The sequence below is a fragment of the Saccharopolyspora terrae genome (assembly GCF_004348435.1).
Lineage (GTDB): Bacteria > Actinomycetota > Actinomycetes > Mycobacteriales > Pseudonocardiaceae > Saccharopolyspora > Saccharopolyspora endophytica.
Window position 1 is genome coordinate 53870 of the sequence record NZ_SMKS01000028.1, and the last position, 25546, is coordinate 79415.

Annotated in this window: 26 protein-coding genes; 8 read left to right on the forward strand and 18 right to left on the reverse strand. The window is 70.8% G+C overall.

Annotation, left to right across the window (positions count from 1 at the left end):
- Positions 1-55 precede the first annotated feature (55 nt).
- From E1181_RS17100 to E1181_RS17110, 3 genes are all read left to right on the forward strand, one after another.
- Complete coding sequence (locus E1181_RS17100; protein ID WP_132675932.1) at positions 56-493, forward strand: winged helix-turn-helix transcriptional regulator; 438 nt, start codon at positions 56-58, stop codon at positions 491-493.
- 84 nt (positions 494-577) lie between these two features.
- The gene (locus E1181_RS17105) at positions 578-1120 is read left to right on the forward strand and encodes a thiamine pyrophosphate-binding protein (RefSeq protein ID WP_132675934.1); all 543 of its coding nucleotides are present in this window, start codon (positions 578-580) and stop codon (positions 1118-1120) included.
- A complete protein-coding gene (locus tag E1181_RS17110; protein ID WP_132675936.1) occupies positions 1120-1695 on the forward strand; it encodes a thiamine pyrophosphate-dependent enzyme in 576 nt (191 codons plus the stop codon). Before E1181_RS17105 ends, E1181_RS17110 begins: the two co-directional genes overlap by 1 nt.
- An 11-nt stretch (positions 1696-1706) precedes the next feature.
- Here E1181_RS17110 and E1181_RS17115 read toward each other — a convergent pair whose 3' ends face one another.
- The 5 genes from E1181_RS17115 to E1181_RS17135 form a co-directional block, all read right to left on the reverse strand.
- On the reverse strand, positions 1707-3068 hold the full coding sequence (locus E1181_RS17115) for an MFS transporter (protein WP_132675938.1): 1362 nt from the start codon (positions 3066-3068) through the stop codon (positions 1707-1709).
- Positions 3069-3290: 222 nt separating this feature from the next.
- Positions 3291-4199 carry an amidohydrolase family protein gene (locus E1181_RS17120; RefSeq protein ID WP_132675940.1) on the reverse strand — a complete coding sequence of 303 codons (909 nt, stop codon included), beginning with the start codon at positions 4197-4199 and terminating at the stop codon, positions 3291-3293.
- Positions 4189-4872 (reverse strand): 4-carboxy-4-hydroxy-2-oxoadipate aldolase/oxaloacetate decarboxylase, encoded by a 684-nt coding sequence (gene ligK, locus E1181_RS17125; RefSeq protein WP_132675942.1) that lies wholly within the window; start codon positions 4870-4872, stop codon positions 4189-4191. Before ligK ends, E1181_RS17120 begins: the two co-directional genes overlap by 11 nt.
- A 229-nt stretch (positions 4873-5101) precedes the next feature.
- Positions 5102-6124: an amidohydrolase family protein gene (locus E1181_RS17130; protein ID WP_132675944.1), complete on the reverse strand. Its 1023-nt coding sequence runs from the start codon at positions 6122-6124 to the stop codon at positions 5102-5104.
- Positions 6121-7284, reverse strand: a complete 1164-nt coding sequence (locus E1181_RS17135; RefSeq protein ID WP_132675946.1) for a 4-oxalomesaconate tautomerase — start codon at positions 7282-7284, stop codon at positions 6121-6123. The genes E1181_RS17130 and E1181_RS17135 overlap by 4 nt, the downstream gene beginning before the upstream one ends.
- 158 nt (positions 7285-7442) lie before the next feature.
- On the opposite strand from E1181_RS17135, the gene E1181_RS17140 reads away from it, so the two are divergent.
- Positions 7443-8390, forward strand: a complete 948-nt coding sequence (locus E1181_RS17140) for a sensor histidine kinase (RefSeq protein WP_132675948.1) — start codon at positions 7443-7445, stop codon at positions 8388-8390.
- On the opposite strand, the gene E1181_RS17145 is transcribed toward E1181_RS17140, so the two are convergent.
- The 3 genes from E1181_RS17145 to E1181_RS17155 form a co-directional block, all read right to left on the reverse strand.
- Complete coding sequence (locus E1181_RS17145) at positions 8368-10188, reverse strand: serine/threonine-protein kinase (RefSeq protein ID WP_132675950.1); 1821 nt, start codon at positions 10186-10188, stop codon at positions 8368-8370. The two genes, E1181_RS17140 and E1181_RS17145, sit on opposite strands and share 23 nt — an antisense overlap.
- A gap of 116 nt (positions 10189-10304) precedes the next feature.
- A complete protein-coding gene (locus E1181_RS17150) occupies positions 10305-10970 on the reverse strand; it encodes a response regulator transcription factor (RefSeq protein WP_132675952.1) in 666 nt (221 codons plus the stop codon).
- A complete protein-coding gene (locus E1181_RS17155; RefSeq protein ID WP_132675954.1) occupies positions 10961-11509 on the reverse strand; it encodes a hypothetical protein in 549 nt (182 codons plus the stop codon). Before E1181_RS17155 ends, E1181_RS17150 begins: the two co-directional genes overlap by 10 nt.
- Before the next feature lie 147 nt (positions 11510-11656).
- Here E1181_RS17155 and E1181_RS17160 point away from each other — a divergent pair, with 147 nt between their 5' ends.
- A complete protein-coding gene (locus tag E1181_RS17160) occupies positions 11657-13474 on the forward strand; it encodes an Hsp70 family protein (RefSeq protein ID WP_235876838.1) in 1818 nt (605 codons plus the stop codon).
- A 199-nt stretch (positions 13475-13673) separates the two neighbouring features.
- On the opposite strand, the gene E1181_RS17165 is transcribed toward E1181_RS17160, so the two are convergent.
- The 3 genes from E1181_RS17165 to E1181_RS17175 form a co-directional block, all read right to left on the reverse strand.
- Positions 13674-14168 carry a sigma-70 family RNA polymerase sigma factor gene (locus E1181_RS17165; protein ID WP_235876839.1) on the reverse strand — a complete coding sequence of 165 codons (495 nt, stop codon included), beginning with the start codon at positions 14166-14168 and terminating at the stop codon, positions 13674-13676.
- Between the two features lie 201 nt (positions 14169-14369).
- Positions 14370-15140 carry an IclR family transcriptional regulator gene (locus E1181_RS17170; RefSeq protein ID WP_132675958.1) on the reverse strand — a complete coding sequence of 257 codons (771 nt, stop codon included), beginning with the start codon at positions 15138-15140 and terminating at the stop codon, positions 14370-14372.
- Positions 15128-15607, reverse strand: coding sequence for a cupin domain-containing protein (locus E1181_RS17175; RefSeq protein ID WP_132675960.1), 480 nt, complete (start codon positions 15605-15607; stop codon positions 15128-15130). The genes E1181_RS17170 and E1181_RS17175 overlap by 13 nt, the downstream gene beginning before the upstream one ends.
- Positions 15608-15720: 113 nt before the next feature.
- Between E1181_RS17175 and E1181_RS17180 the strand changes: the two genes are divergently transcribed.
- On the forward strand, positions 15721-16800 hold the full coding sequence (locus E1181_RS17180; protein ID WP_132675962.1) for an LLM class flavin-dependent oxidoreductase: 1080 nt from the start codon (positions 15721-15723) through the stop codon (positions 16798-16800).
- A 15-nt stretch (positions 16801-16815) separates the two neighbouring features.
- Positions 16816-17784 (forward strand): ABC transporter substrate-binding protein, encoded by a 969-nt coding sequence (locus E1181_RS17185; RefSeq protein WP_132675964.1) that lies wholly within the window; start codon positions 16816-16818, stop codon positions 17782-17784.
- Between the two features lie 46 nt (positions 17785-17830).
- Here E1181_RS17185 and E1181_RS17190 read toward each other — a convergent pair whose 3' ends face one another.
- Genes E1181_RS17190 through E1181_RS17200 form a run of 3 tightly spaced genes read right to left on the reverse strand, consistent with a single transcriptional unit; the run spans position 17831 to position 20696 of the window.
- Positions 17831-18901, reverse strand: a complete 1071-nt coding sequence (locus E1181_RS17190) for a PAS domain-containing sensor histidine kinase (protein WP_132675965.1) — start codon at positions 18899-18901, stop codon at positions 17831-17833.
- A 19-nt stretch (positions 18902-18920) separates the two neighbouring features.
- Positions 18921-20420 (reverse strand): circadian clock protein KaiC, encoded by a 1500-nt coding sequence (gene kaiC / locus E1181_RS17195; RefSeq protein ID WP_132675967.1) that lies wholly within the window; start codon positions 20418-20420, stop codon positions 18921-18923.
- Positions 20421-20423: 3 nt separating this feature from the next.
- Positions 20424-20696 carry a circadian clock KaiB family protein gene (locus tag E1181_RS17200; protein WP_207922187.1) on the reverse strand — a complete coding sequence of 91 codons (273 nt, stop codon included), beginning with the start codon at positions 20694-20696 and terminating at the stop codon, positions 20424-20426.
- Between the two features lie 236 nt (positions 20697-20932).
- On the opposite strand from E1181_RS17200, the gene E1181_RS17205 reads away from it, so the two are divergent.
- A complete protein-coding gene (locus E1181_RS17205; protein ID WP_132675971.1) occupies positions 20933-21361 on the forward strand; it encodes an HIT family protein in 429 nt (142 codons plus the stop codon).
- Positions 21362-21381: 20 nt separating this feature from the next.
- Here E1181_RS17205 and E1181_RS17210 read toward each other — a convergent pair whose 3' ends face one another.
- The 4 genes from E1181_RS17210 to E1181_RS17225 all read right to left on the reverse strand — a co-directional run.
- Positions 21382-22695, reverse strand: a complete 1314-nt coding sequence (locus E1181_RS17210; RefSeq protein ID WP_165944651.1) for an alpha/beta hydrolase — start codon at positions 22693-22695, stop codon at positions 21382-21384.
- A gap of 345 nt (positions 22696-23040) precedes the next feature.
- Positions 23041-23952, reverse strand: a complete 912-nt coding sequence (locus tag E1181_RS17215) for a glutaminase (RefSeq protein WP_132675975.1) — start codon at positions 23950-23952, stop codon at positions 23041-23043.
- Between the two features lie 82 nt (positions 23953-24034).
- On the reverse strand, positions 24035-24868 hold the full coding sequence (locus E1181_RS17220; protein ID WP_132675977.1) for an aldo/keto reductase: 834 nt from the start codon (positions 24866-24868) through the stop codon (positions 24035-24037).
- Between the two features lie 255 nt (positions 24869-25123).
- Positions 25124-25546: class I SAM-dependent methyltransferase (locus E1181_RS17225; protein WP_132675979.1), on the reverse strand; the 423-nt coding region annotated here is incomplete at its 5' end.

Genomic DNA, 25546 nt, shown 5'->3' on the forward strand with positions numbered 1-25546 from the left:
TGACGTGCTAAATTGGACAAACCAATCCACTCGGCGAGCGCATCGGAGGACAGCCGTGGCAAGCAAGGGCCGGGAGTGCTCGATCGCCAACGCGCTGGGCGTGGTCGGCGAGCGGTGGAGCCTGCTCGCGCTGCGGGAGATCTTCTTCGGCAACCGCCGGTTCGACGAGATCGCGCGGAACACCGGAGCCAGCAGGGACATCCTCACCACGCGGCTGAAAACCCTCGTCGCCGCAGGCGTTCTCGCCAAGATCCAGTACGAGCAGCACCCGCCGCGCTACGAGTACGCGCTCACCGAGTCCGGTCGCGCGCTCCAGCCGATCCTGCTCAACCTCATGGAGTGGGGCGACCGCTACGCGACGAGCGAGGAGCCGCCGACCGCGTGGCGGCACACGTGCGGGGCCGAGTTCCACCCGCGCACCACCTGCGACCACTGCGGCGAACCCCTCGGCCCCGACGAGCTCTCGCCCATCCGCGTCGGTCGGGTCCGCTGAATCCGCGAGCTCGGAGCCCGCTTCGCGGCTTGACGAGCCGTTAGCATGGCCGCTCGGTGAACGCTGTCGACGAACGGTGGGCCTGTGACGACATCGAGCTATGCCGAGGCCGCTGCGGCGGGCATCTGGGGATCGGGAGCCGAGCGGGTCGGCTACATCCCGTCGGTGACGGTCGCGCCGGTCATCTCCGCGCTGGTCGAGACCGACGGGGGCGCGGACGGCGTCTCACCGCACGTCACCCCGCTGTCGCGGGAGGAAGAGGCGATCGGGGTCATCGGGGCGCTGCCGCTGGCGGGCCGCTTCGGGGCGGTCGTCATGCAGGACAACGGTTTCGGCAACGCGCTGACCGCGCTGACCACCTTCTCGATCTCCTACCACCTGCCGCTGCTGATCTTCGCCAACACGCGCGGCGGACTCGGCGAGTACAACTCGATGATCCACTCGATCAGCCAGCACGCCCCCGCTCTGCTGCGCACCGTCGGGCTGCCGGTGTTCGAGCTGGACCGCCGCTCGTCCCCGCAGGACTGGCAGGAGACCACCGCCGAGGCCGGCGTGCACGCGCGGATGACCTACCGGCCCGTCGTCGTCCTCGCCTCGTTCTGGAACACCGACGGGAAGGTCGCCTGATGCGCCGGATCGAAGCCCTGCGGCAGCTCGTCGAGCTCACCGAGGACCGCCCGCTGGTGGTGACCTGCGCGGCGACCAGCCGCGAACTCGCCTCGGTCGCCGACCGGGACAACCACCTGTACCTGCTGGACTCGATGGGGCTGGCCGGTTCGGTGGCCACCGGGCTGGCGATGGCCGTCGAGGACTCGCCGGTGGAGAAGGTCATCGGGATCGAGGGCGACGGCTCCCTCCTGATGAACCCGAACGTCCTGCCCACCGGCGGTTTCACCGCGCCTCGAGCGCTGCTGCTGGTGCTGCTGGACAACCGCTCCTACGGCTCCACCGCAGGGCTGCCCACCTACACCGACCGGATCGACCTCGGCGCGATGGCCGAGGCCAGCGGGTGGACCACCGGCCTCGCCACCGATCCCGAGACGCTGCGCACCGAGTTCACCCGCCTGCTCGGCACTCCGGGACCGGCGTTCCTGCACGTGCGCATCGAACCGGGCAACGCCTCCGACATCCCGAAGCTGCTCGCGGACCCGGTCGCGCTCACCCACCGCTTCCAGGCCTGGCTGACCGCGAAGACCAGCTGAACCATCGGCGATCAGCTGGGATTGGCGGCCTGAGCCGCCGCGGCTTCCAACCGGATCTTGCGGGTGGCGGGCCCGAAGACCGCCAGGGCCAGGGCGCCCACGATCCAGGTGCCCGCGATGAAGTAGAAGACGGTCATGTAGCCGTAGCCGCTGTAGAGGGCCGCGATGATCAGCGGACCGACGGCGTTGGACAGCCGGCCCACGCCGTAGGAGATCGAGGTTCCCAGCGAGCGGCCGCGGGTGTCGTAGAGCTCGGGCGAGTACGCGTAGGCCAGGGCCGTGTAGCCGCGCTCGAACAGGTTGACCATGAAGCCGAAGACGACCACCAGCACGGGCAGGAAGGTCAACCCGTACAGCAGCCCGGACCCGGCGATGACCAGGCCGAACACCACCAGGCACCACTTGCGCTCGAAGCGGTCGGTGACCTGCGCGGCCAGGAAGGACCCCAGCGGCGCGCCGACGGTGGTGAGGGCGACGAAGAAGATCGAGTCCTCGACGCTGACGCCCTCGGCGGCCAGCAGCGTCGGGGCCCACGAGGAGAACCCGAAGAAGCCGATGGTCTGGGTGATCCACAGCACCGACAGCAGGATCGTCGGGAACAAGAACTTCTTCTGCTTGAGCATCCCCAGGCCCGGCTTGGCGACGGGCTCGGCCGCCACCGGTTCCTCAGCGGCGGGCAGTTGCCCGTGCTCGGCGGTGGCCTGGGACTCCAGATCCCGCAGGACCGCCTCGGCCTCGTCGTGGCGACCGCGGGATTCCAGCCATTGCGGCGATTCCACGAGCCGGCGCAGGAACAGCAGGAACAGCACGCCCATCGCGCCCCACAGGTAGACCAGGCGCCAGGTCTGCTCCCCCATCGGCACCACGAAGGACGCGATGAGGTTGGTCGCCGGGGTGCCGCAGATGCCGATCATGATCACGTACGCCTGGAACTTGCCGCGCTTGGCGCGCGGGAAGACCTCGTTGAGGTAGACGACGGCGACCACGGTCATCGCGGACAGGCCTGCGCTGGTCAAGACGCGGAACACGCCCATCGACAGCATGTCCCAGGCGAACACGGTGGCCAGCGACCACACCGAGAACCACATCGTGGTCAGCGTCAGGGTCCGCTTGCGGCCGAGCCGGTCGGCCAGTCCGCCCGCCACGACCGAGCCGATGAACATGCCCACGAACGACAGCGACGTCACGTAGGCGATGTGGCTGACGTCCGACCCCCACAGCACGCGCACCTTCGGCGCGGTGATGGCGAAGGTGTTGATGTCGGCGAACTCGAAGAAGTAGGCGAACGCCAGCGCGACGATCGTGGTCTTGTGGAACTTCGAGATCGGCAACCGATCGAGCCGGTTGGCCGAGTTCGTAACGGAGTGCGGCACTGCGGTCTCCTACTGGAAGCACTTGCGGTTGAGCTGCGTGGCGGTGCGGGTAGCGGAACCTGAGACGCCGTCTGGTCTCCGTGCGCCACTCCTGATGTATGCCCAATACACGGCGTCGCGGCGTACTCGCCAGACGACGTCTCAGAACCCGCGGCGGTGCGAGCTGCGAGGGTGGCTCTCACGCCTCGCGGCTACGCCGCTTGCACGCAGGTCCGAGAACGGTCATTCCTCTGGCCAGTACAGGCGCATCGGGTTGTCGACGAGCAGCGCTCGTCGCTGCTCGGGGGTGACGGCGATCTGCGGGACGTGGTCGAGCAGCAGGCCGTCGTCGGGCATGTGGTCGGTGAGGTTGGGGTGCGGCCAGTCCGTTCCCCACAGGACGCGGTCCGGGAAGGTCTCGACGACCTTCCGGGCGAACGGGACGACGTCGGTGTAGGCGTGCTGCTCGCCGTCCAGCGCGGGCGGTCCCGTCCTGGTCAGCCTCTCCGGGCAGGACACCTTGACCCACGCGCCGCTGCGGGCGACGAAGTCGAGGAACCCGGTGAACTCGGGCCCTTCGGGGTCCGCGCCGACGTCGGGCCTGCCCATGTGGTCGATCACGAGGGTGACCGGCAGCGACAGGAAGAAGTCCCGCAGGTCGGGCAGGTCCGGTGCCTCGAAGTAGAGGACCACGTGCCAGCCCAGCGGGGCGATCTTGGCGGCGATGGTCTCCAGCGCTTCGGTCGGCGCGGCGTCGACGAGCCGCTTGACGAAGTTGAAGCGCACGCCCCGGACACCCGCCGCGTGCAGCCGTTCCAGCTCCTCGCGCGTCACGTCGGAGGTCACCGAGGCCACCCCGCGCGCTCGGCCGCCCGAGGCCCGCAGCGCGTCGACCAGGGCGCTGTTGTCGCTGCCGTGGCAGGTGGCCTGCACGATGACGTTGCGGGACAGGCCGAGGTGGTCGCGCAGCGCGAACAGCTGCTCCTTGCCCGCGTCCACCGGCGTGTACTTGCGCTCGGGCGCGAACGGGAACTCCGCGGCCGGGCCGAAGACGTGGCAGTGCGCGTCAACGGCCCCTTCCGGCGCGGTGAAGGCCGGTTCGCTCGGGTTCGGGTGCCAGGGCAACCACCCCGGGGTCACTTCAGTCCACATAGGTCAGTCCCAGGTCGGCGAGCTCGGGTCGCATGTCGTAGAGGTCCAGGCCGAGCACCCCGTCCTGGAACTTCTTCCGCTTGCCCGCCTCGTTGGCCTCGCGCGCGGCCGCCGCGGCGGCGACGTCGGCGGCCTTGGCTGCGGGCACCACGACGACGCCGTCGGAGTCGGCGACGATGACGTCACCCGGGTTGACCAGCGCGTTCGCCACCACGACCGGCACGTTGACCGAGCCGAGGGTGGCCTTGACGGTGCCCTTGGCGTTGACGGCGCGGGAGAACACCGGGAAGTCCATCTCCCGCAGGTCGTCGACGTCGCGGCAACCGCCGTCGATGATCAGACCGCGAGCGCCCCGGGCGCGCATCGAGGTGGCGAGCAGCTCGCCGAAGAAGCCGTCCTCGCTCTCGGTGGTGCAGCCGGCCACGACGACGTCGCCGTCCTGCACCTGCTCGGTGGCGACGTGCAGCATCCAGTTGTCGCCGGGCTGCAGGAGTGCGGTGACGGCCGTGCCGCAGAGCTTCGCTCCCTGGTAGACCGGCCGGATGTAGGGGCGCATCAGGCCGACCCGGCCCATGGCCTCGTGCACCGTGGCCACGCCGAACCGGGACAGGGCCTCGACGGCCCCGCGGTCGGCGCGCTCGACGGTGCGGTGGACGACTCCGAGTTCGTGCACGGTGAAACTCCTTCGTCGGTGGCGGGGTCATGAGGTGGTGAAGAGTGCGGCGGAGCCGCTGTTTCAGGTGTGGGACTCAGCTCGCACCGCCGCGGGTTCTGAGCGGTTTCGTGGCGAGTACGCCGCGACGCCGTGTATTGGCATACATCAGGAGTGGCGCACGGAGTCCACGGAACCGCTCAGGTTCCGCCACCCGCACCGCCACGCAAAGCAATTTCCTCAACAGCTCCTAGCGGCCCTGGGCGGTCAGGCGGGCGTTCAGGCGCGGGTAGACGCGGCGGGCGTTTCCCTCTTCGATCGCGGCGAGGGATTCGGCGGGGAGGCCGGCGTTCTCGACGTAGCGGCGGGTGTCGTCGAAGTGATGACCGGTGCGCGGGTCGACGCCGCGGACCGCGCCGATCATCTCCGAGGCGAACAGCACCGAGGAGTGCGGAATGACGTCCAGCAGCAGGTCGATGCCCGGCTGGTGGTAGACGCAGGTGTCGAAGAAGACGTTGCCCAGCAGCGCTTCCTCTGGTTCGGGCTTGCCCAGCGCCTGCGCCAGACCGCGAAAACGCCCCCAGTGGTAGGGAACCGCGCCGCCGCCGTGCGGGATCACCAGTCGCAGCTCGGGGAAGTCGGTGAACAGCTCGCCCTGCAGCAGTTGCATGAACGCGGTGGTGTCGGCGTTGAGGTAGTGCCCGCCGGTGGTGTGGAAGGCCGGGTTGCAGCTGGTCGAGACGTGCACCATGGCGGGCACGTCCAGCTCGACGAGCTTCTCCCACACCGGGTACCAGTGGCGGTCGGTCAGCGGCGGCGAGGTCCAGTGCCCGCCGGAGGGGTCGGGATTGATGTTCACCGCGACCGCGCCCAGGTCCACGACCCGCTCCAGCTCGGAGACCGCGGTGGCCGGGTCGACGCCGGGCGACTGCGGCAGCATCGCGCCGAAGGCGAAGCGCCGCGGGTAGAGCTCGGCGACCCGGTGGCACAGGTCGTTGCAGATGCGCGCCCACGTCGAGGAGGTCTCGTAGTCGCCGACGTGGTGCGCCATGAAGGAGGCCCGCGGGGAGAACACGGTGACGTCGATACCGCGTTCGTCCATCTGGCGCAGCTGCTGGGTCTCCAGCGACTCGCGGATCTCGTCGTCGCTGATGACCGGCCCCGCCGGGTCGGGCCGCTGGGCCGGGTCGGCGAGTCCGGCCACCTGGGCGTCGCGCCAGCGGCCGAGCGGGGCCGGGGCGGTGGTGTAGTGACCGTGGACGTCGATGATCACGCGGAGCGCTCCTTCGCGACGGGGGTGAGCGGGGACGACGGGACGAGCACGTCGCCGGACATCAGCAGGCGGGCGGTGCGCAGCAGCGCCGAGCGCACGACCCGCTGGGGATCGGCGGGGTCGAGCCCGAGGGTCACGCTGAACTCGCCGGAGGGGTGCTCGACCGACACCGTCGGTTCGGTGCCGGTGATGCCGGTGGCGACGTCGTGGGCGACGCTGCCCTCCAGCACGCAGGCGGTGGCGGCGGTGACGGCCGCGAGCACGCCGATGGACCGGTGGGCGACCCGGGGGATGAGGCTGCGGGTGGACACGCTGCCGCCGTGCTTCGGCGGCGCCACGAGGGTCATCTTCGGGTAGTTCCTGTCGGTGACGTCGCCGAGCCCCATGGCGCGTCCGCAGACCAGGCGCAGGGCCTCCACCTCGGCCTTGAGCGCGTCGTCGGCGTCGATCTCGGCGGGCGTCTCGTAGCCGGTGGCGCCGAGCCGGGCGGCTTCGACGACGACCAGCGGCTGACCGTTGTCGATCAGCGTCACCTCGACCCGCCCGACCCCGTCGACCTCGACGGTGTCGCGGACGTTGCCGGTGGGCAGCAGGGAGCTCGCGACCGAGCCGGCGGTGTCGAGGAAGCCGATCTCGATCGGTGCCGCGCTGCCGGGGACGCCGTCGATGCGCGCCTCACCTGCGTATTCGACGTGGCGCCGGCCGTCGGGTCCGGTGGGCGTGCGGATGGTGATCTCGGCGATCATGCCGGTGTTGCGGGTGAGCACGCGGGCGGTGGTCAGCTCGCCGGCGGGTTCGACCATGCCGGTCTCGACGGCGAACGGCAGCACGGCGGCCAGCATGTTCCCGCAGTTGGCGGTCACGTCGACGGCGGTGCCGCCGGGCTGCACCTGCCCGAACGTCCACTCGACGCCGACTCCGGGCCGCGAGCCGGGGGCGACGATGCCGACCTTGCTCGTCAGCGGGTGCGCTCCCCCGATCCCGTCGATCTGGCGCTCGTCGGGCGAGCCGAGGGCGGCCAGCAGCACGGCGTCGCGGGCCCGGGCGTCCGCGGGCAGCGCGCGCTCGTCGAAGAACGGTCCCCGCGAGGTGCCACCCCTCATGAGCAGGCACGGGATCGCGGTCTGCGAACCGCGGCGGCGCGCGGTGTCGGCTGGCATGGCAGTCCTCCATCGGGTCATCTCGTTGCGAGGAACCTAAACGATGGACACGATTGTTCACAATCTTTTCGACAAAATTACTCGCCATATTGCGCACCACTTCTGATCAGCCGGACCGCACCGCGACCGCCTCCTCGCGCACCGCTACCGTTCGGAAGATGCGCGCTCAGGAGAAACGAGCCGTCGAGGCCGTGACCGACCACCTCGCCCGCCTCGACCTCGCCCCCGACGCGCTGTCGCTCGCGCAGGTCATCGGCACCGCGCTCGGGGCGACCGGCTGCGCGCTCACCATCGCCGGCGAACGGCACCAGTGGGGGCACGGCGCCGAGCGCTGGCTCAGCCGTCCGGTCGAGCACGACGGCGAGGTGCAGGCCGTGCTGGCCGTGGCCCCCGAATCGGCCGGGCCGGTGGACTCGCTGGCGACCGTCCTCGGCCCTCCGCTCACCGCGCTGCGGCTGGCCGCCGAGACCGACCGGCTCCGCCGCGACGGCGACGCGGCCGCGCGCGAGCTCGTCGACGACCGGTGGCGCACGACGGTCGAGATGGAGCAGGAGCGGCGCGGCCTGGAACGCGACCTGCACGACGGGGCCCAGCACCACCTGGTCGCGCTGAAGATGTCGATGGCGCTGGTCGAGCACACCGGCGCCACCCCGGAACGGCTCGCCGAGCTGGAGTCCAAACTGGACGCCGCTGAGAAGGCGCTGACCGACACCGCCGCGGGGATCCTGCCGATCCCGCTGTCCACCCAGGGTCTCGCGGGCGCGCTGGCGGCCGAACTCGACGCGCACGCCGACGTCTCCCTCGACACCGCGGGATTCCACCGCCGCTACCCGCCGCTGGTGGAGTCCACCGTGTACTTCGCGTGCCTGGAAGCGGTCAACAACGGCCACAAGCACGCGCCCGGCGCGACCATCACCGTCGTCGTCCGCGACACCGCGCGGGGACTCGAATTCGTGGTCTCCGACGACGGGCCCGGATTCGCCATCACCGACCGCAACCCCGGACTGCCCAACCTCTCCGCGCGGATGGCCACCGTCGGCGGAACCATCGACGTCCGCTCAGCGCCCGGTCAGGGCACCACGATCACGGGCGTCGTCCCGCGCTGAGCAGGCCCTCGGCGGTGCGCACCAGCGCCTCGCACACCGACGCGTCCCGGCCGCCGGTGACGGGCCGGACGGCGTGCGCCCGCCACCGCTCCGCGGCTCGTCGCGCGGCGACGCGCACCTGCTCGTCGTTGGCCTCCGGCTCCAGGCCGAGGCGGGAGCGCGGGTCGGTGCCCTCCGCGCCGAGCAGCCGCGCGGCGTCCTCGGACACCCCGCGCAGCAGGCGCGTCTCCCCGCCCAGGAGCTCGTCGAGCAGGTCCAGTTCGGTGATCTCGTGGGATTCGGCGGCGATCCGGTCCACCGACCACCGCAGCGGGTGATCGGCGGGCAGCCCCGGCAGCAGCGCGCGCACCGAGACGATCGCGCGCCGGGCGGCGATGACCGGCGCCCAGGTGATCAGCCTGCGCGCTAGCTCGTCGGCGCTCGCGGTCTCGCTGAGCTCCACCCGGTTGCGGTCGCTGCGCAGCGCCGCCCGGAACCCGGAGGTGGGCGGCACCCGGCACAGCACCGCGTCGACCGAGCCGCGCGGGCCGTCGTCGGCCACGATCTCCTCGGCCAGCGCTCGGTCGGCGGGGCCGTCGGCGAACACCACGGTCACCCCGAGCACGGACGCGCTGTCCACTTCGGACGAATCCGGTCCGCCCGCGTCGGAGACCACGGCCAGGCGCGGCGGCTGCACCAGCCGCGCGGCCACGGCGTCCCAGCCCGCCCGCGCCGGTCCCGAGCCCGCCGCTTCCTGCCCCTGCTTCACCAGGTCGGTGACCAGCTGGAACAGGGCGCTGGCCTCGCCCCGCGAGGTGATGGTGGTCGTCGTCCGGTCCGCGAGGCGCACCGACACCACCGCGGTTCCCCCGGTCGCCGAGCACTCCAGAGCGCCGCCGAGGACGGCGAGGCGTTCGGCGTCCTGGTGCAGCGCGGCGCGCAGGTCGGCCGCCGAGAGCTCACCGATCGAGGTCCGCAGCCGCGCGCAGAGCGCTTCGTCGCGCCCGAACTCCACCTCGACGGCCGGGTTCTCGCGGTTGATCCCCTCGCCCGCCAGCAGGTTCAGCACGGCCGCGACCCCGTGGTAGAAGCCGGACTCGATCTGCCAGCCGACGCGCCTGCCCAGATCGCCGGAGAACCGGACCGGGTGCGGCAACGTCGCCGCCAGCTCCTCCAGCGCCGCCCGCGGTCCCTTGTCCGGCAGCATCGCCGGGTACACGCCGCGCACCACGGTGCGGAAGTTGTCGAGCATGTCGTCCACGGCGGTGCCGATCTCAGCGATCCGCGCCATCTCGCCGCCCTCGGCGAGGTGCTCGCCGAAACCGCGCAGCCGCCGCCGGAGCTCGTCGAGGTCGCGCAGCGTCGAAGTGGTGATCGCGCGGACGAGCCGACGCCGCTCCAGGTCGCGCACGTGCGCCAGCCGCTCCCGCGCGGCGGTCACCTCACCGCGCAGCGCGCGGAAGCGCTCCTCGGCGCGGGCGTGGTCCTCGCGCAGCCGGTCCACGTCGGCCGTCACCGCCAGCCAACCGGCGGTGTCGCGCAACGCCGCCTGCTCCTTGGCACCCCAGCGCCGGGCACCGGCGACCAGCAGCACTCCCCCGCCGCGCACCGGTTCCCGGACGGACTCCTCGACGACTCCGGTGCGGTCCTCCGCCGGGGACGCGGCGACGACGTCGAAGTGCTCGGGCCGGTCGGCCGCGGGCACGCAGTAGGCGGCCCGCCCGCCGACGGCGTCGGCCAGCTGGTCGACCAAGGCGCCCGCCAACCGCTCCTGAGGCGCGGACGCCACCACGTCGTGCGCGCGCCGGTTCTTCCGCATCACCACTGGGTCCTGTTCAACAGTGCGGCGGAGCCGCTGTTCCCGGTGCGGGACTCAGCCCGCACCGCCGCGGGTTCTCGGGTTCTGCCACCCCCGCCGCCGAGCGAGGCGATTCCTCAGCCCTCGATCCGGCTGGACCTCAGGTACGCGAGGACCGCCAGGACTCTGCGGTGGTGCATGGCCTGGTCACGCGGGAGCCCCAGCTTGGTGAAGATCGATGCGGTGTGCTTCTCGACGACCTTGGCGGAGACGAAAAGCTCCTTGGCGATCGCGTTGTTGGCGTGGCCCTCGGCCATCAGGCGCAGCACGTCCACCTCCCGGTCCGTCAGCGACGAGATGGGGCTGTCGGCCCGCCGGGCGGGCGCCTCGACCAGGCGTTTCGCCAGCGTCGGCTCGATCACGATCTCGCCGGCGGTGATGCGGTCCAGCGTGTCGGCCAGCACCTGGACGCCCGCGACGCGCTCCTTGAGCCGGTAGCCGATGCGCTCGGCGCCGATCTCCAGCACGCGCATCAGGTAGTGCGTCTCGGCGTAGTGGGACAGCAGCAGCAGGCCCGTCTCGGGGCTGAGCGCCCGGATCTTCTCGGCGGTGGTCAACCCCCCGTCGGGTTCCGGGGGCATCCTGATGTCGAGGACCGCCACGTCCACCTTCTCGGTGGCCACGATCCCCAGCAGCGAATCACCGTCGCCGACGCAGCCGACGACCTCGTGCCCGGCAGCCTGCAGCAGCAGGACCAGCCCCTCCCGGAACAGCGCGCCGTCCTCGGCGATGGCTACCCGCACAGCAGCACCGCCCGCAGATTGCGCCAGGTCGACGAACCCGGCCGTTGCTCGGTTATGCGCACGCGCACGACCCTCCTGCCTCGCACTCGCACCCGCACGGTCGTACCGGGTTCCAGAGTAGCCAGGTGATCCGCGACGAGGAGACCGGTCCGCACTCGCGCCTGCGGGCCGAGCTCGTGCTCCGGCAGATCCAGCCGAATCAGCAGGTCGTAGCGCTCGGCGAGGGACAGGCACGTCGGTTCCAGGCCTTCGGCGAGCACCGGCGGGTGGATCAGCCCGCCGAGCTGGCGCAGGTTCTCGATGAGCGAGATGACCGTTTCCCGCAGCACCTCGATGCGGGAGGAGACGCGCAGGTCGGCGACTCCGGCGGAGAACAGGTCCAGTTCGACCGCCAGCGCCGACAGGCCCGCCGCGGGGCCGTCGTTGAGCGCACGTTCCAGCTCGAACCGGTACTCGGCGGCACCGCGGCCGGGCACGCGCAGCCAGCCGGGCAGCCACCTGCCGCCCCGCACGTTGTACCTGCCCGCACTCCCGACCATCGTCCCAGCCTCGCGCGAGCGGCTGCCCGGCAAAAGGGTGCCAGCCCGTTGCGGTGGTAGGGCTATCCCCACGGTTCGACGGCTCGCATAGGGTTGACGCGAGCTGAGTTGTGATTATCTTTTGCTGACGCGAAGGGAGCACACAAGGTGCGTTACGGCGTTGGCATCGACCTCGGGACTTCGTTCACCTCCGCTGCGGTCAGCGGCGAGGGCGGTACCCGCATGGTGTCGCTGTCATCCGAGGTGGTCATCCCCTCAGTTGCGCACCCGGCTCCGGACGGTGCGCTGCTGACCGGGAACTCCGCGCTGAACGCGGTGTCCGACCCGGCTCAGGTGGCCCGCAACTTCAAGCGCAGGCTGGGCGATCCCACACCGCTCGTGCTCGGCGGCTCCGCCTACTCGCCCGCTGCGCTGATGGCCGCGCAGCTGCGCGACGTCCTCGACATCGTGACCCGGGAGATGGGCGCAGCGCCGGAATCCGTCGCGCTGACCTACCCGGCGATCTGGGGCCCCTACCGGCAGGAGCACTTCACCGAAGTTCCCCGGCTGGCGGGCGTGGAGGACTTCCGCCTGATCACCGAGCCGGAAGCGGCCGCCACCCACTACTCCACCGAGCGCAGGCTCGAAGACGGCGAGGTCGTCGCCGTCTACGACCTCGGCGGCGGCACGTTCGACACCACGATCCTGCGAATGCGCGCCGGACGCATGGAGATCCTCGGCACGCCGGAGGGGATCGAGCACCTGGGCGGCATCGACTTCGACGAGGCGCTGCTGGCCCACATCGACCAGCGGCTCGACGGCGCGATCAGCCGGCTCGACCCGACCGAGCCCAGGGCGGCGTCCGCGCTCGCCACGATCCAGGCGATGTGCGTGCGCGCCAAGGAGGAGCTCTCCACCGAGCCGGACGTGAACCTCACGATCCCGCTGCCCTCCGGCCCGCGCGGCGTGACCATCACGCGGCTGGAGTTCAACGAGATGATCCGGCCGTCGGTGCAGCTGACCACCGAGGCGCTGCACCGGACCACGACCTCGGCCGGGCTGCGCGCCGACGACCTCTCGGCGGTGCTGCTCGCGGGCGGTTCGTCCCGCGTCCCGCTGGTCGCGCAGATGCTGTCCCAGGAGTTCAACAAGCCGGTCCGGGTCACGCTGCACCCGAAGTTCACGGTCGCGCTGGGCGCGGCGCGCACCGCGACGCAGCCGAGACCCGCCCCCGCGTCCGAGGCGACTCCGGAACCCGTTGCCTCCCAGTCCGTTCCGGAGGGTCCCGCGCGCAAGAAGAACTGGCTGGTGCCCGCAGTCGCGGCCCTGGCGGCCCTGGTCATCGGCGTGGGCGTGACCGTGTTCGCCACCACCGGCAGCGATTCCGACGCGACCAGAGGTGCGGTCGCCGAGAAACCCGCTCCGCCGGCAGGTCCGCTGCCGGTCTACGACGGCAAGGCGCTCGAACCCTTCGCCGGCTACCTCGGCTCCGACGTCAACTGGGGCGGCTCCTACATCTTCGACGAGGGCACCGAGCAGGGATCGGTGATCAAGGCCGTCGCCGACCCCGCCAACGAGGGCCTGCGGGTGTCCTGGATGGAGGACAAGCCCGCCCAGATGTACTTGCAGACCAACAGCCCTCGCAGACCGCTCGACCTCACGGCCTACTCCGCGAACGACGGGGCGCTTGTCTTCGACGCGATCGTGCACACCCCGCCGACCGGCGAGACCACGAAGATCGGGATGCACTGCGAGTTCCCCTGCCGCTCCGAGGTCCCGGCCAGCCACCTGTTCGCCAACCTCCAGCCGGAACACCGCACCACGGTGAAGATCCCGCTGTCGTGCTTCGTCAGCGGCGGACTCGACCAGCGGCGGGTCAACACGCCGTTCCTGGTGTGGTCCCAGCGCCGGATGGACATCACCTTCGCCGACGTGCGCATCGAGCCCCAAGTGCCCGACGCAACTCCCTGCAACGCGCTGAGCTAGAAGCTGATGTGGGTTGCTTTGCGTGACGGTGCGAGTGGCGGAACTTCAGCGGCGCTGTGGACTCCGCGCGCCACTCCTGATGTATGCCAATACACGGCGTCGCGGCGTGCTCGCCACAGCACCGCTGAAAAACCCGCGACGGTGCCAGCTGAGTCCCACACCTGAAAACAGCGGCTACGCCGCTCTTCCCGAACAATTCCTAGACCGCTTCGAGCATGGGGCGGAAGCGGTCTCGCAACGACCGGATCGCGTGGTGCAGGCGGCTTTTCACCGTCCCGACCGGCACGCCGAGCGCGGTGGCGGCCGAGGCCGTGGTGCGGTCGGTGACGTAAACCTCGACGACCGCGCTGCGGTGCGCCGGGGAGAGGTGGTCGAGCAGCTCGTCGACGACCATCCGGCTCTCGACCTCGTCGCTGGGCGCGGACTGCACGGCCCGGTTCGCCAGCTCCTCGCTCTCGAACGCCACCTCGGTGGGCCGCGCCTTGCGGCTGCGGTGCTGGTCGACGGCGACGTTGTGGGCGACGCGCAGCAGCCAGCCGCGCACCGAGCCGTTGCCGTTGCTGAGCCGGTCGGCGTGCCGCCACGCCCGCAGCCAGGTCTCCTGCACGATGTCCTCGGCGAGGTAGCGGTCCCCCGTCAAGCGAGTGGCGTAGGAGAGCAGCGCGGCACCGTGCTCGCGAATGACACCGTCCATGTCGGTAGCAACGGGCCGAATGGTGCTCTTGGTGTCCATTTTCGCCATTCCTCTCTCGACGGATGATCCGGGAAGCCCTACCCGGCCGTGACTAAGAGGAATGCTTTCGCGTTTCGCGGCAGGAATCGTCGGGTCTGTCCCTCCGTTCCCCGGTGCTGTCCCGCACTTTCGGGGGAGGCTGACCCGCTCAAGGGGGTAGGGCTATCCCCCACCCGACGTCCGGTAGAGCGCCGAGAGCTCCCGGGCCGCGTCGGTGACCGCGCCGATGAGATCGTCCATCCTGTCGTCGCCGAAGCGCACGGTGGGTCCCTGGACGACGACCGAGGCGATGACGTGCCCGGTCTGGTCGTGCACCGGGGCCGCCACGGCCCGCACGCCGACGAGCCGCTCCTCGTTGTTCAACGCGTGACCCCGCGACCGGATACGGGCGAGTTCGTCGGCGAGCTCGGCGTGCGTGGTGATCGTGTTCGGCGTGTGGCGCTGGAACGGCTCGGGCATGGTGGCCGGCTCGGTGCCGAAGGCCAGCAGGGTCTTGCCCATGGCGCAGACGTGGATCGGATTGCGGGCGCCGGGTTCCTGGTCGTAGCGCAGCGGGTGCGTCGACGGGATCTGCACCAGCACCGCCACCTCGTCGCCGATGCGCGTGCCGAGGCTGACGGCTTCACCGGTCCGGTCGCGCAGCGCGGTGAGGACCGGGTGCATGACGGTGGTGCCCATGCGCTCCAGCGCGAGCCTGCCGAGGATCGCGGTGGTCGGGCCGAGGAAGTAGCGCTCGGTGGCCGGGTCCTGCGCGAGCATGTCGGCGGTGTGCAGGGCGCGCATGATGCGGTGCGCGGTGCTGACGGTCAGACCGAGCTGCGTGGCCACGGCGGTGGGGGTCAGCTGCTCGGCCTTCTCGAAGCAGCGCAGCACGGCCATCGCCCGGTCCACCGACTGGGTGCCCGAGCGCCGTTCCCCGGTCAGCTCGGGCATGCGCCGTCGCCCTCGGCGTTCGGGTCGACCTCGGCCCACAGGCTCGGCAGGTTCACCACGATGCCCTCCTGGGTGCTGCGGGCGATGACCACCACGGCCTCCTCGTCGGCGGAGGGGTTCTCCTCGCGGTGCGGGACGTAGGGCGGCACGAAGATGTAGTCGCCCGGCTCGGTCTCGACGCGGACCTCCTCGGGCCCCTCGGCGAAGACGAACACGGGGTGCCCGGAGACGACGTAGATGGCGGTCTCGGCCTCGCCGTGGTGGTGGTCGCCGGAGTTGGTGGCCGGTCCCACGTGGGTGCGGCCCATCCACAGCTTCTCCGAGCCGACGGTCTTGCCCGAGATGGCCTCGAAGCGCCGCATCCCGGAGGTCTGGTTGGTGTCGGAGGTGAGCCCGCCGCCGCGGACGTGCTCCAGCTTCTGATGCCAGTCCGCGGTGCCGCCGGGCCGGTTCTCGTTGCCTGACAAGGACTTCTCCTCGCTGTTCCTACATAGTGGTCGGCCTTGATGTCCAGCCTGCCACGTTCATACCGTGTGGGACGTCAATATTGCAATGTGGGACGGCAGATCGGAGATGCCAGATGGCCGTCGAGTTCGTGGGAATGATCCGCACCGCCGACACCTCGGAGATCCGCCCGCCCAGCGGCCCGGCCGTCGACCGCGACTACGTCCGCCGGTTCGCCCAGGCCCACGAGGAAGCCGGGTTCGACCGGGTCCTGATCGGCTACCACTCGTGGGACGCCGACGGCTTCGCCGTCGCCACCCACGCCGCCGCCCACACCGAGCGCCTGGGCTTCCTGCTCGCGCACCGACCGGGCTTCGTGGCTCCGACGCTGGCCGCGCGCAAGCTCGCCACCGTCGACCAGCTCACCGGCGGGCGGCTGGCGGTGCACGTCATCAGCGGCGCCAGCGACACCGAGCAGCGCCGCGACGGCGACTACTCGGACAAGTCCGCCCGCTACCGGCGCACCGACGAGTACCTGGACGTGGTGCGCCGCGTCTGGGAGGCCGAGGAGCCGATCGATCACGAGGGCGAGTTCTACCGCTTCGCCGGTTCGCGTTCCGAGGTCGCACCGGTCAACGGTCGGCTGCCGATCTACTTCGGCGGGTCCTCGGCGGACGCCTACCGCGTCGGCGGCAAGCACGCCGACGTGTTCGCGCTGTGGGGAGAGCCGCTGGCCGAGACCGCCGAGCAGATCGCCGCGGTCCGCAAGTCCGCCGCCGACCACGGCAGGAACCCCGACGACGTGGGGATCTCGGTGTCGTTCCGGCCGATCATCGGGCGCACGGACGCCGAGGCGTGGGAGCGCGCGCACGGCATCCTCGACACGATCACCTCGCGCAACCCCGGCTCGCCGGGCGCGATGCTGGCGTTCCCGTCCGCGGAGCGCGGTGTCGGCTCGCAGCGGCTGCTCGACGCCGCCGACAAGGGCGACCGGCACGACCGAGCACTGTGGACGGCACCGGCGAAGGCCACCGGTGCGGCCGGGAATTCCACGGCGCTGGTGGGAAGTGCGGAGACCGTCGCGCAGGCGCTGCTGGACTACGTCGACATCGGCGTCACGACGCTGCTGATCCGCGGCTACGAGCCGCTGGAGGACGTCGTCGACTGGGGCCGCCACCTGCTGCCGCTGGTCCGCCGAGAACTCGCCAACCGCTGACCTGGAAGGACCACGGTGTTCCCTCTCCCGCCTGCACGCCGGCTCATCGCCGTTCTCGCGATCCTGCTCAGCGCCGTCGCGACGCTGACCGCCTGCGGCTCCTCCGACGACGAGGTCGTGCTGCGCGTCGGCGACCAGACCGGCGAGACGCAGTCCCGGCTGCGCGCGGCCGGTCTCCTCGACGACCTGCCCTACGAGATCGAGTGGTCGCAGTTCCCGGCGGCGGTCAACCTGCACGAGGCGCTGCGCGCCGACGCGATCGACATCGGCTCCGCGGCGGACTCCCCGACGGTGTCGGCCATCGCCGGGGGCTCGCGGATCAAGGCGGTCGCCGCCTGGAACAACGGCGGCAAGGGCACCTACGTCCTCGTGCCGAAGGACAGCCCGATCCGCGACCTCGCCGACCTCAAGGGCAAGCGCATCTCCCCCAGCACCCGGGGCAGCGTCGCCCACTACCTGGTCCTGGGCGCCCTGGAGAAGGCCGGGCTCAGCCAATCCGACGCCACCCTCAACTACCTCGCCCCCACCGACGCCAGCTCGGCGTTCTCCACCGGCAGCATCGACGCCTGGGCGACGTGGGGCGTCTACGCGGCCCGCACCCGAGGCCAGCTGGGCGCCCGCGTCCTCACCGACGGCGCGGGCATCAACAGCGGGCTGAGCGTCCTCAGCGCCACCGACCAAGCCGCGGCCGACCCCGCCAAGCGCACTGCCATCGCCGACTTCGCCGACCGCGTGGACCGCAGCTACGAGTGGGCTAAGCAGAACCCGCAGGACTTCGACCGCTGGTACTCGAAGTTCGCCCGCCAACCCCTGGAGGTCGCCGCCCAGATCCGGCCGGAGCAGACCGCCTACCAACGAATCCCGGTCGACGACGCCTTCGCGGCGCAACTCCAGACGACCTTCGACACCTGGACCCGGGCAGGAGTCCTCCAAGGGCGAAAGGACCTCCGCGACTACGTCGATCCGACCGTCACCGCACCCTGATCCCTCCGGCGAAGCGGTGACCTGGGTGACCACGACCGATCGGTTCCTACCCGGCCGGACCAGGTTGCCTGGGTTTCCGCAGGTGGAGGCAGAAGCAGGCGCCTCCCCCCTCGTCGGGCTCGTACCAGGCGCTCCCGCCGTTGGCCTCCGCGAGGCTGCGGACGATCCACAGCCCGAGACCGGTTCCCTCGACTTCCCGCCCGGCGTTCGGCTCGCGGCTGTAGCGCTCGAAGAGGTGGGGCACGAACTCCGCCGGAACTCCCGGGCCGCTGTCCCGCACCCGGAGCTCCGCCCGGCCCGACCGCTCGGTGGCGCGGACCTCGATGGGTGGTCTTCCGTGGAGGAACGCGTTCTCCAGGTAGATGGTGAGCATCTCGTAGAAGTCCTGGCGGTCCACGAAGGCCACGAGATCCGGGCTGCACGAGACCTGCACGTCCTGGGCCTTGTCCCCGCAGTCGGCGATCCGTTCGAGGACGAGCGCGAGCACCGCCACGGGTTTGGGGTAGGAGCGCGATTCCTCCGCGTCGATCCGAGACGCGGTGAGCAGCTTGCGCATGAGTGCCTGGAGGCCCTCCATGCGGTTGATCACCTGGTTGACCATCTCGACGCCGTGCTGATCGCCGTTGCCGGAGAGGTGGTCCCGGAGGAGGTGCACGAGCAGCTTGATCTCGGCGACCGGCGTGCGGAGCTCGTGGGCGGCGACCGCGACGATCGTCGTCTGGCGCTCCAGGGCGCTCTCGAGGTCGTGCTCGGCTTCCTTGCGCCGCGTGACGTCGCGCAGGGCCGCGACGTGGATGCGTTCGCCCTGCCAGGTCGTGGCGGTCACGCGCATCTCGACCACCCGCGGCGACCTGCCGGGGGCGAGCAGGTCGATCTCGCTGGTCTCGTGGACGACCACCGGGAAGCCGAACGGTGTTCCGACGAGCTCTCCCGCCGATCGGCCGAACATCGCCTCAGCGGCTGGGTTGCACGAGCGAATGATCCCTCGGTGGTCGACCGCGACGATCCCGTCCGCGGAGGCCGTCGCCAGGTGCTGGTCCCCACCGCTCTGCAACGGAGAGCCGGAGATCCGCTCTTCGCCTTCTCCGCTGGATCGAGCGTTCGGCCGGTCGCTCATCCGATCACCGTTCCGCCTGCTAGCGCGGCTCTGCCGGCCGTTGCGGCTGCTCGGGGACCAACGGCGTGGCGAACAGGGCGCGGGACGCCCCGTGCAGCGGTTCGCCGATGTGCATGCCGAGGCCGTCGATGTCCACCTGCCGGATGCGGTGGTCGTGCGCGGTGCCCCGTGCCTGGACGACGGCGATGGCCCGCCGGACCTCGCCGCCGTGCTCGAAGTCGCGGAGCAGGATCGTGATGTCGGCGAGGCTGGCGATCTCCACTGCGAGGTCGGGTGTGAGCGACGGCGCGAGACGGGGGCCGGCCGCCGAGGTGAGCAGTGCGGTGATCTCGCGGGGCCGCAGCACGGCCCCCAGCGCGACGAGGAAGTCCAGCAGCGCCCGCGAGGTGGTGATCCGCTCGAGCGCGGAGAGCGTGTCGATCACTATCCGGCGGGGCTCGAAATCGGTGACGTTGCGGCGCAGCCGGATGAAGTGGTCCTCCATCGACGACTCCTCCGGGTACTCCGACACCACTCGCAGCAGCCCGGTCTCCTCCATCGCGTCCAGGTCCAGACCCCAGCCCGCGGCGTTGCGCACGAGCTGCTCCCGGGTCTCGTCGAAGGTGTAGAACAGGCATCGCTCCTGGGCGTCGAGCGCGGCGGTGGCGAAGTGCAGTCCGGCCAGCGTCTTGCCCGATCCGGACGAGCCGCTCAGCAGCGCGATCGCGTCCCGGTAGAAGCCGCCACCGCACATCTCGTCCAGCTCGGCGTTGCCCGAGGACACGCGGGTCCGCGAAGCCCGCGCCCGCGTCCCGAGGAACGCCAGGGGCAAGACGACGATCCCCTCCTGCGGGTCGATGGCGAACAGCCACTCGCCGGTGCGGTGGGCGGCGCCGCGGAACTTGACGATCTCGACGGTCCGGCGGCGCTGCTCGTGGCGCAGGACGTTGCGGAGGATGATCACGTTGTTGAGCACGAACTCCTCGACGCCCAACCGCGACACGCCGTCGTGCTCCGCCGTTCGCTCAGCGGTCAGCACGGAGGTGACCCCGATCCTCTCCAGGGAGGACGCGATTCGGAACAGCTCTTGGCGGATGTTCCCGGCGTCGCTGAACCGGGTGAGGATCGCGCCGATCGAGTCGAGCACGACGCGGGTCGCACCCGTGCGGCGGACCGCGTGCTCGATGCGGGCGACCAGCGCCGAGAAGTCGTAGTCGCCGACGGTGGAGGTCTCCTCGACGTCTTCCGAAGCGTCGAGGAAGGTCCACTTCTCCTCGCGTTCCCACAGCTCGATGGGCTTGCCCATCGATCGGGCGTTGCGGCGGATGGCGGGGGCGGTCTCCTCGAACGTGACGAAGACACCGGCCTGGTCGGCAGCGCGGATGCCGTGAGCGAGGAACTCGACGGCGAAGAGCGTCTTGCCGCTGCCGGTCGTGCCGGTCACCAGCGTGGACCGCCCGGCGGGCAACCCGCCCGACGCGACCTGGTCGAAACCGCTGATGCCGGTCGGAACCCGTTCGATCGCATCGCTGCTGCTCACGACTCACCCTCCTTCCGAGAACAGCGCATCGGCATCGGGCAGGCCCAGGGCGACCGTGATGCGGCGATGGTCCGAGAGGTCCCCGATCACCCGGCGTTGCGGCAACGGCGCGAGCCTGACCACCGTCGGCGTGGCCAGGATCCGCAGCTCCCCGGCCAGGTCCGGGCGTTCCGCGACGTCGACGACCTCGATCTCGTAGCGGCCGGGCACCCGGTGTTCGCACACCGCACGCAGGTTGTTCTTCGCGGCCTGGGAGCGCTCCGTCTGCCCGACCACGAACAACCTGAACGTAAATTCAGCCACCTGAAACACGCGCTCCCGCCCACACCGAGCCGAACGGATGTGCGGCGGCACCTCACGCCGCCGACCAGCTCATCGTCCCCCAACGCGCCGAACACCGCGCTCCGCGAACACCCGATCTGGCTGCGATCTCCGGAGAACGCACCCACGACGCCGAGCAAGACCGGGAAACCCTTGGCATCGGCCGGTGTTCTGCGGCTAATCTCGGGCGCGTGGGTGATCAGTGCGTGTTCTGCGGGATCGTGGCCGGTGAGCTCCCGAGCGTGAAGGTGGCCGAGGACGACACCACGGTGGCGTTCATGGACATCAACCCGGCTTCGGACGGCCACCTGCTGGTCATTCCCAAGCAGCACAGCCAGGACCTGTTCGACATCCCGGCCGATGACCTCTCCGCCGTCACGCTCACCGCGCAGCGCGTCGCCAAGGCGGCCGCGAAGGAGTTCGGCGCCGACGGGGTGAACCTGCTCAACTGCTGCGGGGCCACCGCCTGGCAGTCGGTGTTCCACTTCCACCTGCACGTCATCCCGCGCTACCGCGACAAGACCAAGGACACGCTGACGCTGCCCTGGAGGCCCGACGTCCCGGGCGACGAGAACACCCTCGCCGACCTCGGCAACCGCCTCGCCGACGCCCTGAACTGACGCGAAGAGCCCCGACCCGGTCACCGGGGCAGGAGGTCGGGTACGAGCCTGGTCAGATCAGGTAGGGCGTCGGTGATGCTGCTGGGGCGGGTGCTGCAGGTGGCGCGGTAGCGTTCGGCGTTGCTTCCCGTGGTGCCCAGGGCTTGATCTGCGAAGTGGGCGATGGTGTCCGAGGTCTGGTGGGAGTTGCGGTGCAGGGCGATGTTGTGGCCGGCGGCGGGGATGACGGCAGCGCGCAGGCAGGCGTGCGGGTGGAAGCCCGGGGCCTCGTAGTCGGCGAGCGCTGAGCCGGCGCGTTCGAGCGCTTCGGGCGAGTCGTGGACACCGGCGGCAGTGCGGCACGAGGAACCGCCGGGACCGCAAACGAAGTCGTCGTGCTGGCCGTTGATGAGGAACGCGGGGATGCGGATTCCCTTGTGCGTCCCGTCGTACTCGCGGCTCAGGGCGAGCGGTTCGGTGACCGTCATGGGGTTCTGCAGCCTGTCGTCAACCGCGAGCATCGCGGGATCTGCGCCGGGCCCGCGGAAGAAGGGCAGCTGGGGACGGGTTCCCGGGCGTGAGGCCAGGTAGCCGGGGTCGGCTTTCCAGGGCGCTGGGGGCAGCGCGGGCTGCAGAGCGGCGGGGATCATCGTGGACATCAGGTTCACGCCGTGCTCGAGCCGGAACCTGTTGCTGTAGCCCGTGCCGATGACGAGATCGGCATCGTTGTGAATCGCGCTCTCCAACCAGACGACGGCCGCGCCGTAGGAATGACCGACGAGGCCGACTCGGGGGTACCGCGTTCCGCCGACACCGCCGTTGCGGAGCTGGGTGATGAGCTGGTGGACCGTCTCCGCAGCCGCGTTGGGAGTGATGAGCGCGCTGAGCGGGTGGTCGCTGCGGCCCGCGCCGACGCGGTCGATGTTCAGCGTCGCGTACCCGTGGTCGACCAGGCGGTTGACGGTGGAGTACGTCCCGGGCTGGAAGGGCGAATCCCAGTACCAGGTGCCGTGGGTGAGCCCGTGCACGAGGAGCAGCACGGCGGGCTGCTGACCGGTGGCCTCCGCTCGGGCCCGCGTGGCTTCGCTCATGCACAGCTCGCCGTGGATCGTGCTGGGCACGGACGGCTCCGACAGCGCGGGCAGGGTGTTCGCCGGGACCGCCACCGCCGGGAGCCGCACCGGCAGCTCACCGACGAAAGGGCAGGTCTTGCCCAGCGACCGGGTCGGTGTGCCGAAGTCCCGCGAGTCCTGGAGAGCAGGACCGGCAGCTGCCGACGGGATGATCATCGGCACGGCCAGGACGGTGGTGATCGTCGCGAGAGCCCGCCCCCACGACCTTCTGATTGCGCGCATGACTCCCCCGAGAGATGAGCGTGACCGGGTAGGCGAATGACCGGACGAGGTCATTCGCCTGCGAGTGATGGGATTCGGCCGCGGAAGTGCGGCGATGGCGGCACCAGGCGTCGCCGCGCCTGGCCGCGTGTCAGCGCCTGGAGATCAGTGCGCGCTCAGCGGGCGTATGAGGTCGGAGCTGTGAATCCGGAACCTCGTGTTCGTGCGCGGCGCGGCCATGGCCCCTCCCCCTCGTCATCGCAGTGGAGCCTGGCGCGAGGCCGGGTCCGACTCCGCAACTCCACTGGTGAGCGACATTCTCATGTGGACTCAACCGCGCCGCCACTCGAAGATCGACCAGCTCGGTCAGAAGATGGACCAGCCGGTGAGCGTGGTGAAGTGATCGAGCGCGGCGACCCCGGCGACGGAGTTGCCTCGGGCGTCCAGACCCGGGCTCCACACGGCGATCGCACAACGTCCCGGCACGATCGCGAGGATCCCGCCGCCGACGCCGCTCTTGCCGGGAATACCAACGCGGTAGGCGAAGTCGCCTGCGGCGTCGTAGGTCCCGCAGGTGAGCATGATCGCGTTGACCCGCTTGGCCTGCCTGCGGGTGAGCAGCTCCGAACCGTCCCGGCGCACGCCGTGCGCGGCGAGGAACCGCCCGGCCAGGGCCAGGTCGCGGCAGCTCATCTCGATCGAGCACTGCCGGACGTACTGGTCGAGCACCGTCGCCACCGGGTTGCGCATGTTGCCGTAGGACGCCATGAAGTGCGTCAGCGCCAGGTTCCGGTCGGCGTGCGCGGCCTCCGAGGCCGCCACCTCCGCGTCGACCCGCAGGTCCGGGTTGCCGCTCTCGGTGCGCAGGAACGCCAGCAGCTCGCCGCTGGCGTCGCCGACCTGCGAGATCAGCTCGTCGGTGACCGTCAGCGCGCCCGCGTTGATGAACGGGTTCCGCGGGATCCCCCGTTCGTGCTCCAGCTGGATCAGGGAGTTGAAGGCGTTGCCCGAGGGCTCCCGGCCGACGCGGCGCCACAGCGCCTCATCGCTGCCGGCGAGCACGAGCGCGAGGGTGAAGACTTTCGAGATGCTCTGCACCGAGAACGGCATCTGCCAGTCGCCGACCCCGCGCACGCGCCCTTCGAGATCCGCGATGGCGATGCCGAAATGAGCAGGATCGACCCTCGCGAGCGCCGGGATGTAATCCGCGACCACCCCGCTCCCGCGCAGCGGTGCGACCTCATCGACGATCCGCCCGAGCAACTGGTTCAACTCCACGAGCGACCATCATGTCATCGCCGCGGTTCACAAGAGACCACGAGGGCGCGAAAAGCCCCGGCCGTCGATCGGCCGCGGCCGATCAGAGGATCGCAAGCGGTGTCGCCCGGTCCGGCGCTGGGAACTGCGCGTCGAGCTCGGCGAGATCGTCCTCCGACAACCGGATCTGCAACGCCGCGTGGTTCTCCTCGACGTGGCCGCGAGTCGCGGCCTTCGGAATCGCGCAGAGACCGTCACCGGACAGGACCCAGGAGATGGCGATCTGCGCGGGCGTGACCCCGTGGCGCTCCGCGACCCGCCTCAAGACCGGGTCCCCGAGCAACCGACCCTGCTCGATCGGTGAGTACGCCATCACCGGCAGCTCCCGCTCCCGGCACCGAGGCAGCAGGTCGAACTCGATCCCGCGCCGCGTGAGGTTGTAGAGCACCTGGTTGACCGCGCAGTCGCTGCCGCCTTCCTGCCCCCACAGCTCCCGCATGTCGTCGGTGTCGAAGTTGCTGACCCCGAAATGACGGATCTTGCCGTTGTCGCGCAATTCCTCGAACGCTTCGAGCGTCTCGTCCAACGGCGTTCCGCCCCGCCAGTGCAGCAGGTAGAGATCGAGGTGATCGGTCCCCAACCGGCGCAGGCTGCGCTCGCAGGCCTCGACCGCGCCCCGCCGGTCGGCGTTGTGCGGAAACACCTTGCTGACCAGGAAGACCTCGTCCCGCCGACCGTCGATCGCCTCGCCGACCACTTCCTCGGCGCCACCGCTGCCGTACATCTCAGCGGTGTCGATCAGCCCGAGGCCGAGGTCGAGTCCGTGCCGCAGCGCCGCGGTCTCCGCCGCGCGGTCCGAACCGCGTTCGCCCATCCCCCAAGTGCCCTGCCCCAGCACGGGCAGATCACCGCCGGACGGCAGTCGCAGATGTCGCATCGTTCGCACTCCGTTTCGCGTTGTCGACGAGCAGGCGTGCCGGGCGCGACCACCAGTCTAGGGAACGTGCCCCCCATCGCGCCGCGGTCCGACGAGCCCCCGCGCCAAGCCACCCGGCCACGACCAGCGCCACCACGAGCCACGTCACGAGTCGCCAGGACTCACCTGAGACCAGGTCGTTCCCGAGCCGGATTCCTCGACACCGCGCTCGGCGACGCCCCACCACCGCTGCGGACGAGTGAGTCGGGCCCCCGCTCACTCCGAGGGCCGGACCGCGACGAGTTCCACGGCGGGGCTGTTGAACCTCCGCTGACGCACGCGGAGTCCGACCTCCGCGAATCCCGCCCGCAGGGCTTCCTCGCGCAGCACCTCGGGCTCCACGCCGAGGACGTGCCGGTGGACGCTGAGCACCAGCCGTCCACCAGGTCGCAGCACGCGGAACGCTTCGGAGAACCCCCGCGCGCGCTCCCACAACATCACGTTGTTCACCGAGATCACCGCATCGGCGAAGTCGTCGGCGCACCCGGTCCGCTCGGCCGCACCGTCGCGAACCTCCACCAGTCCCCGCGCGATCTCCTCCGCGCACCTCGACGCAGCCATCTCCCGCATCGCGACCGACGGATCCACACCCAGCACGTGCCCTCCCGGCGACACGGCCGCAGCGGCCAACCGCAGGCC

Excerpts from the sequence above, each read along its gene's own strand:
- E1181_RS17165 (WP_235876839.1), bottom strand. The coding sequence starts at position 14,168 with ATGGACGGTGTCATTCGCGAGCACGGTGCCGCGCTGCTCTCCTACGCC.
- E1181_RS17135 (WP_132675946.1), bottom strand. The coding sequence starts at position 7,284 with ATGCCAGCCGACACCGCGCGCCGCCGCGGTTCGCAGACCGCGATCCCG.
- E1181_RS17110 (WP_132675936.1), top strand. The coding sequence starts at position 1,120 with ATGCGCCGGATCGAAGCCCTGCGGCAGCTCGTCGAGCTCACCGAGGAC.
- E1181_RS17180 (WP_132675962.1), top strand. The coding sequence starts at position 15,721 with ATGGCCGTCGAGTTCGTGGGAATGATCCGCACCGCCGACACCTCGGAG.
- E1181_RS17220 (WP_132675977.1), bottom strand. The coding sequence starts at position 24,868 with ATGCGACATCTGCGACTGCCGTCCGGCGGTGATCTGCCCGTGCTGGGG.
- E1181_RS17190 (WP_132675965.1), bottom strand. The coding sequence starts at position 18,901 with ATGAGCGACCGGCCGAACGCTCGATCCAGCGGAGAAGGCGAAGAGCGG.
- E1181_RS17140 (WP_132675948.1), top strand. The coding sequence starts at position 7,443 with ATGCGCGCTCAGGAGAAACGAGCCGTCGAGGCCGTGACCGACCACCTC.
- E1181_RS17120 (WP_132675940.1), bottom strand. The coding sequence starts at position 4,199 with ATGTGGACTGAAGTGACCCCGGGGTGGTTGCCCTGGCACCCGAACCCG.
- E1181_RS17155 (WP_132675954.1), bottom strand. The coding sequence starts at position 11,509 with ATGGTCGGGAGTGCGGGCAGGTACAACGTGCGGGGCGGCAGGTGGCTG.
- E1181_RS17210 (WP_165944651.1), bottom strand. The coding sequence starts at position 22,695 with ATGCGCGCAATCAGAAGGTCGTGGGGGCGGGCTCTCGCGACGATCACC.
- E1181_RS17145 (WP_132675950.1), bottom strand. The coding sequence starts at position 10,188 with ATGCGGAAGAACCGGCGCGCGCACGACGTGGTGGCGTCCGCGCCTCAG.
- E1181_RS17170 (WP_132675958.1), bottom strand. The coding sequence starts at position 15,140 with ATGCCCGAGCTGACCGGGGAACGGCGCTCGGGCACCCAGTCGGTGGAC.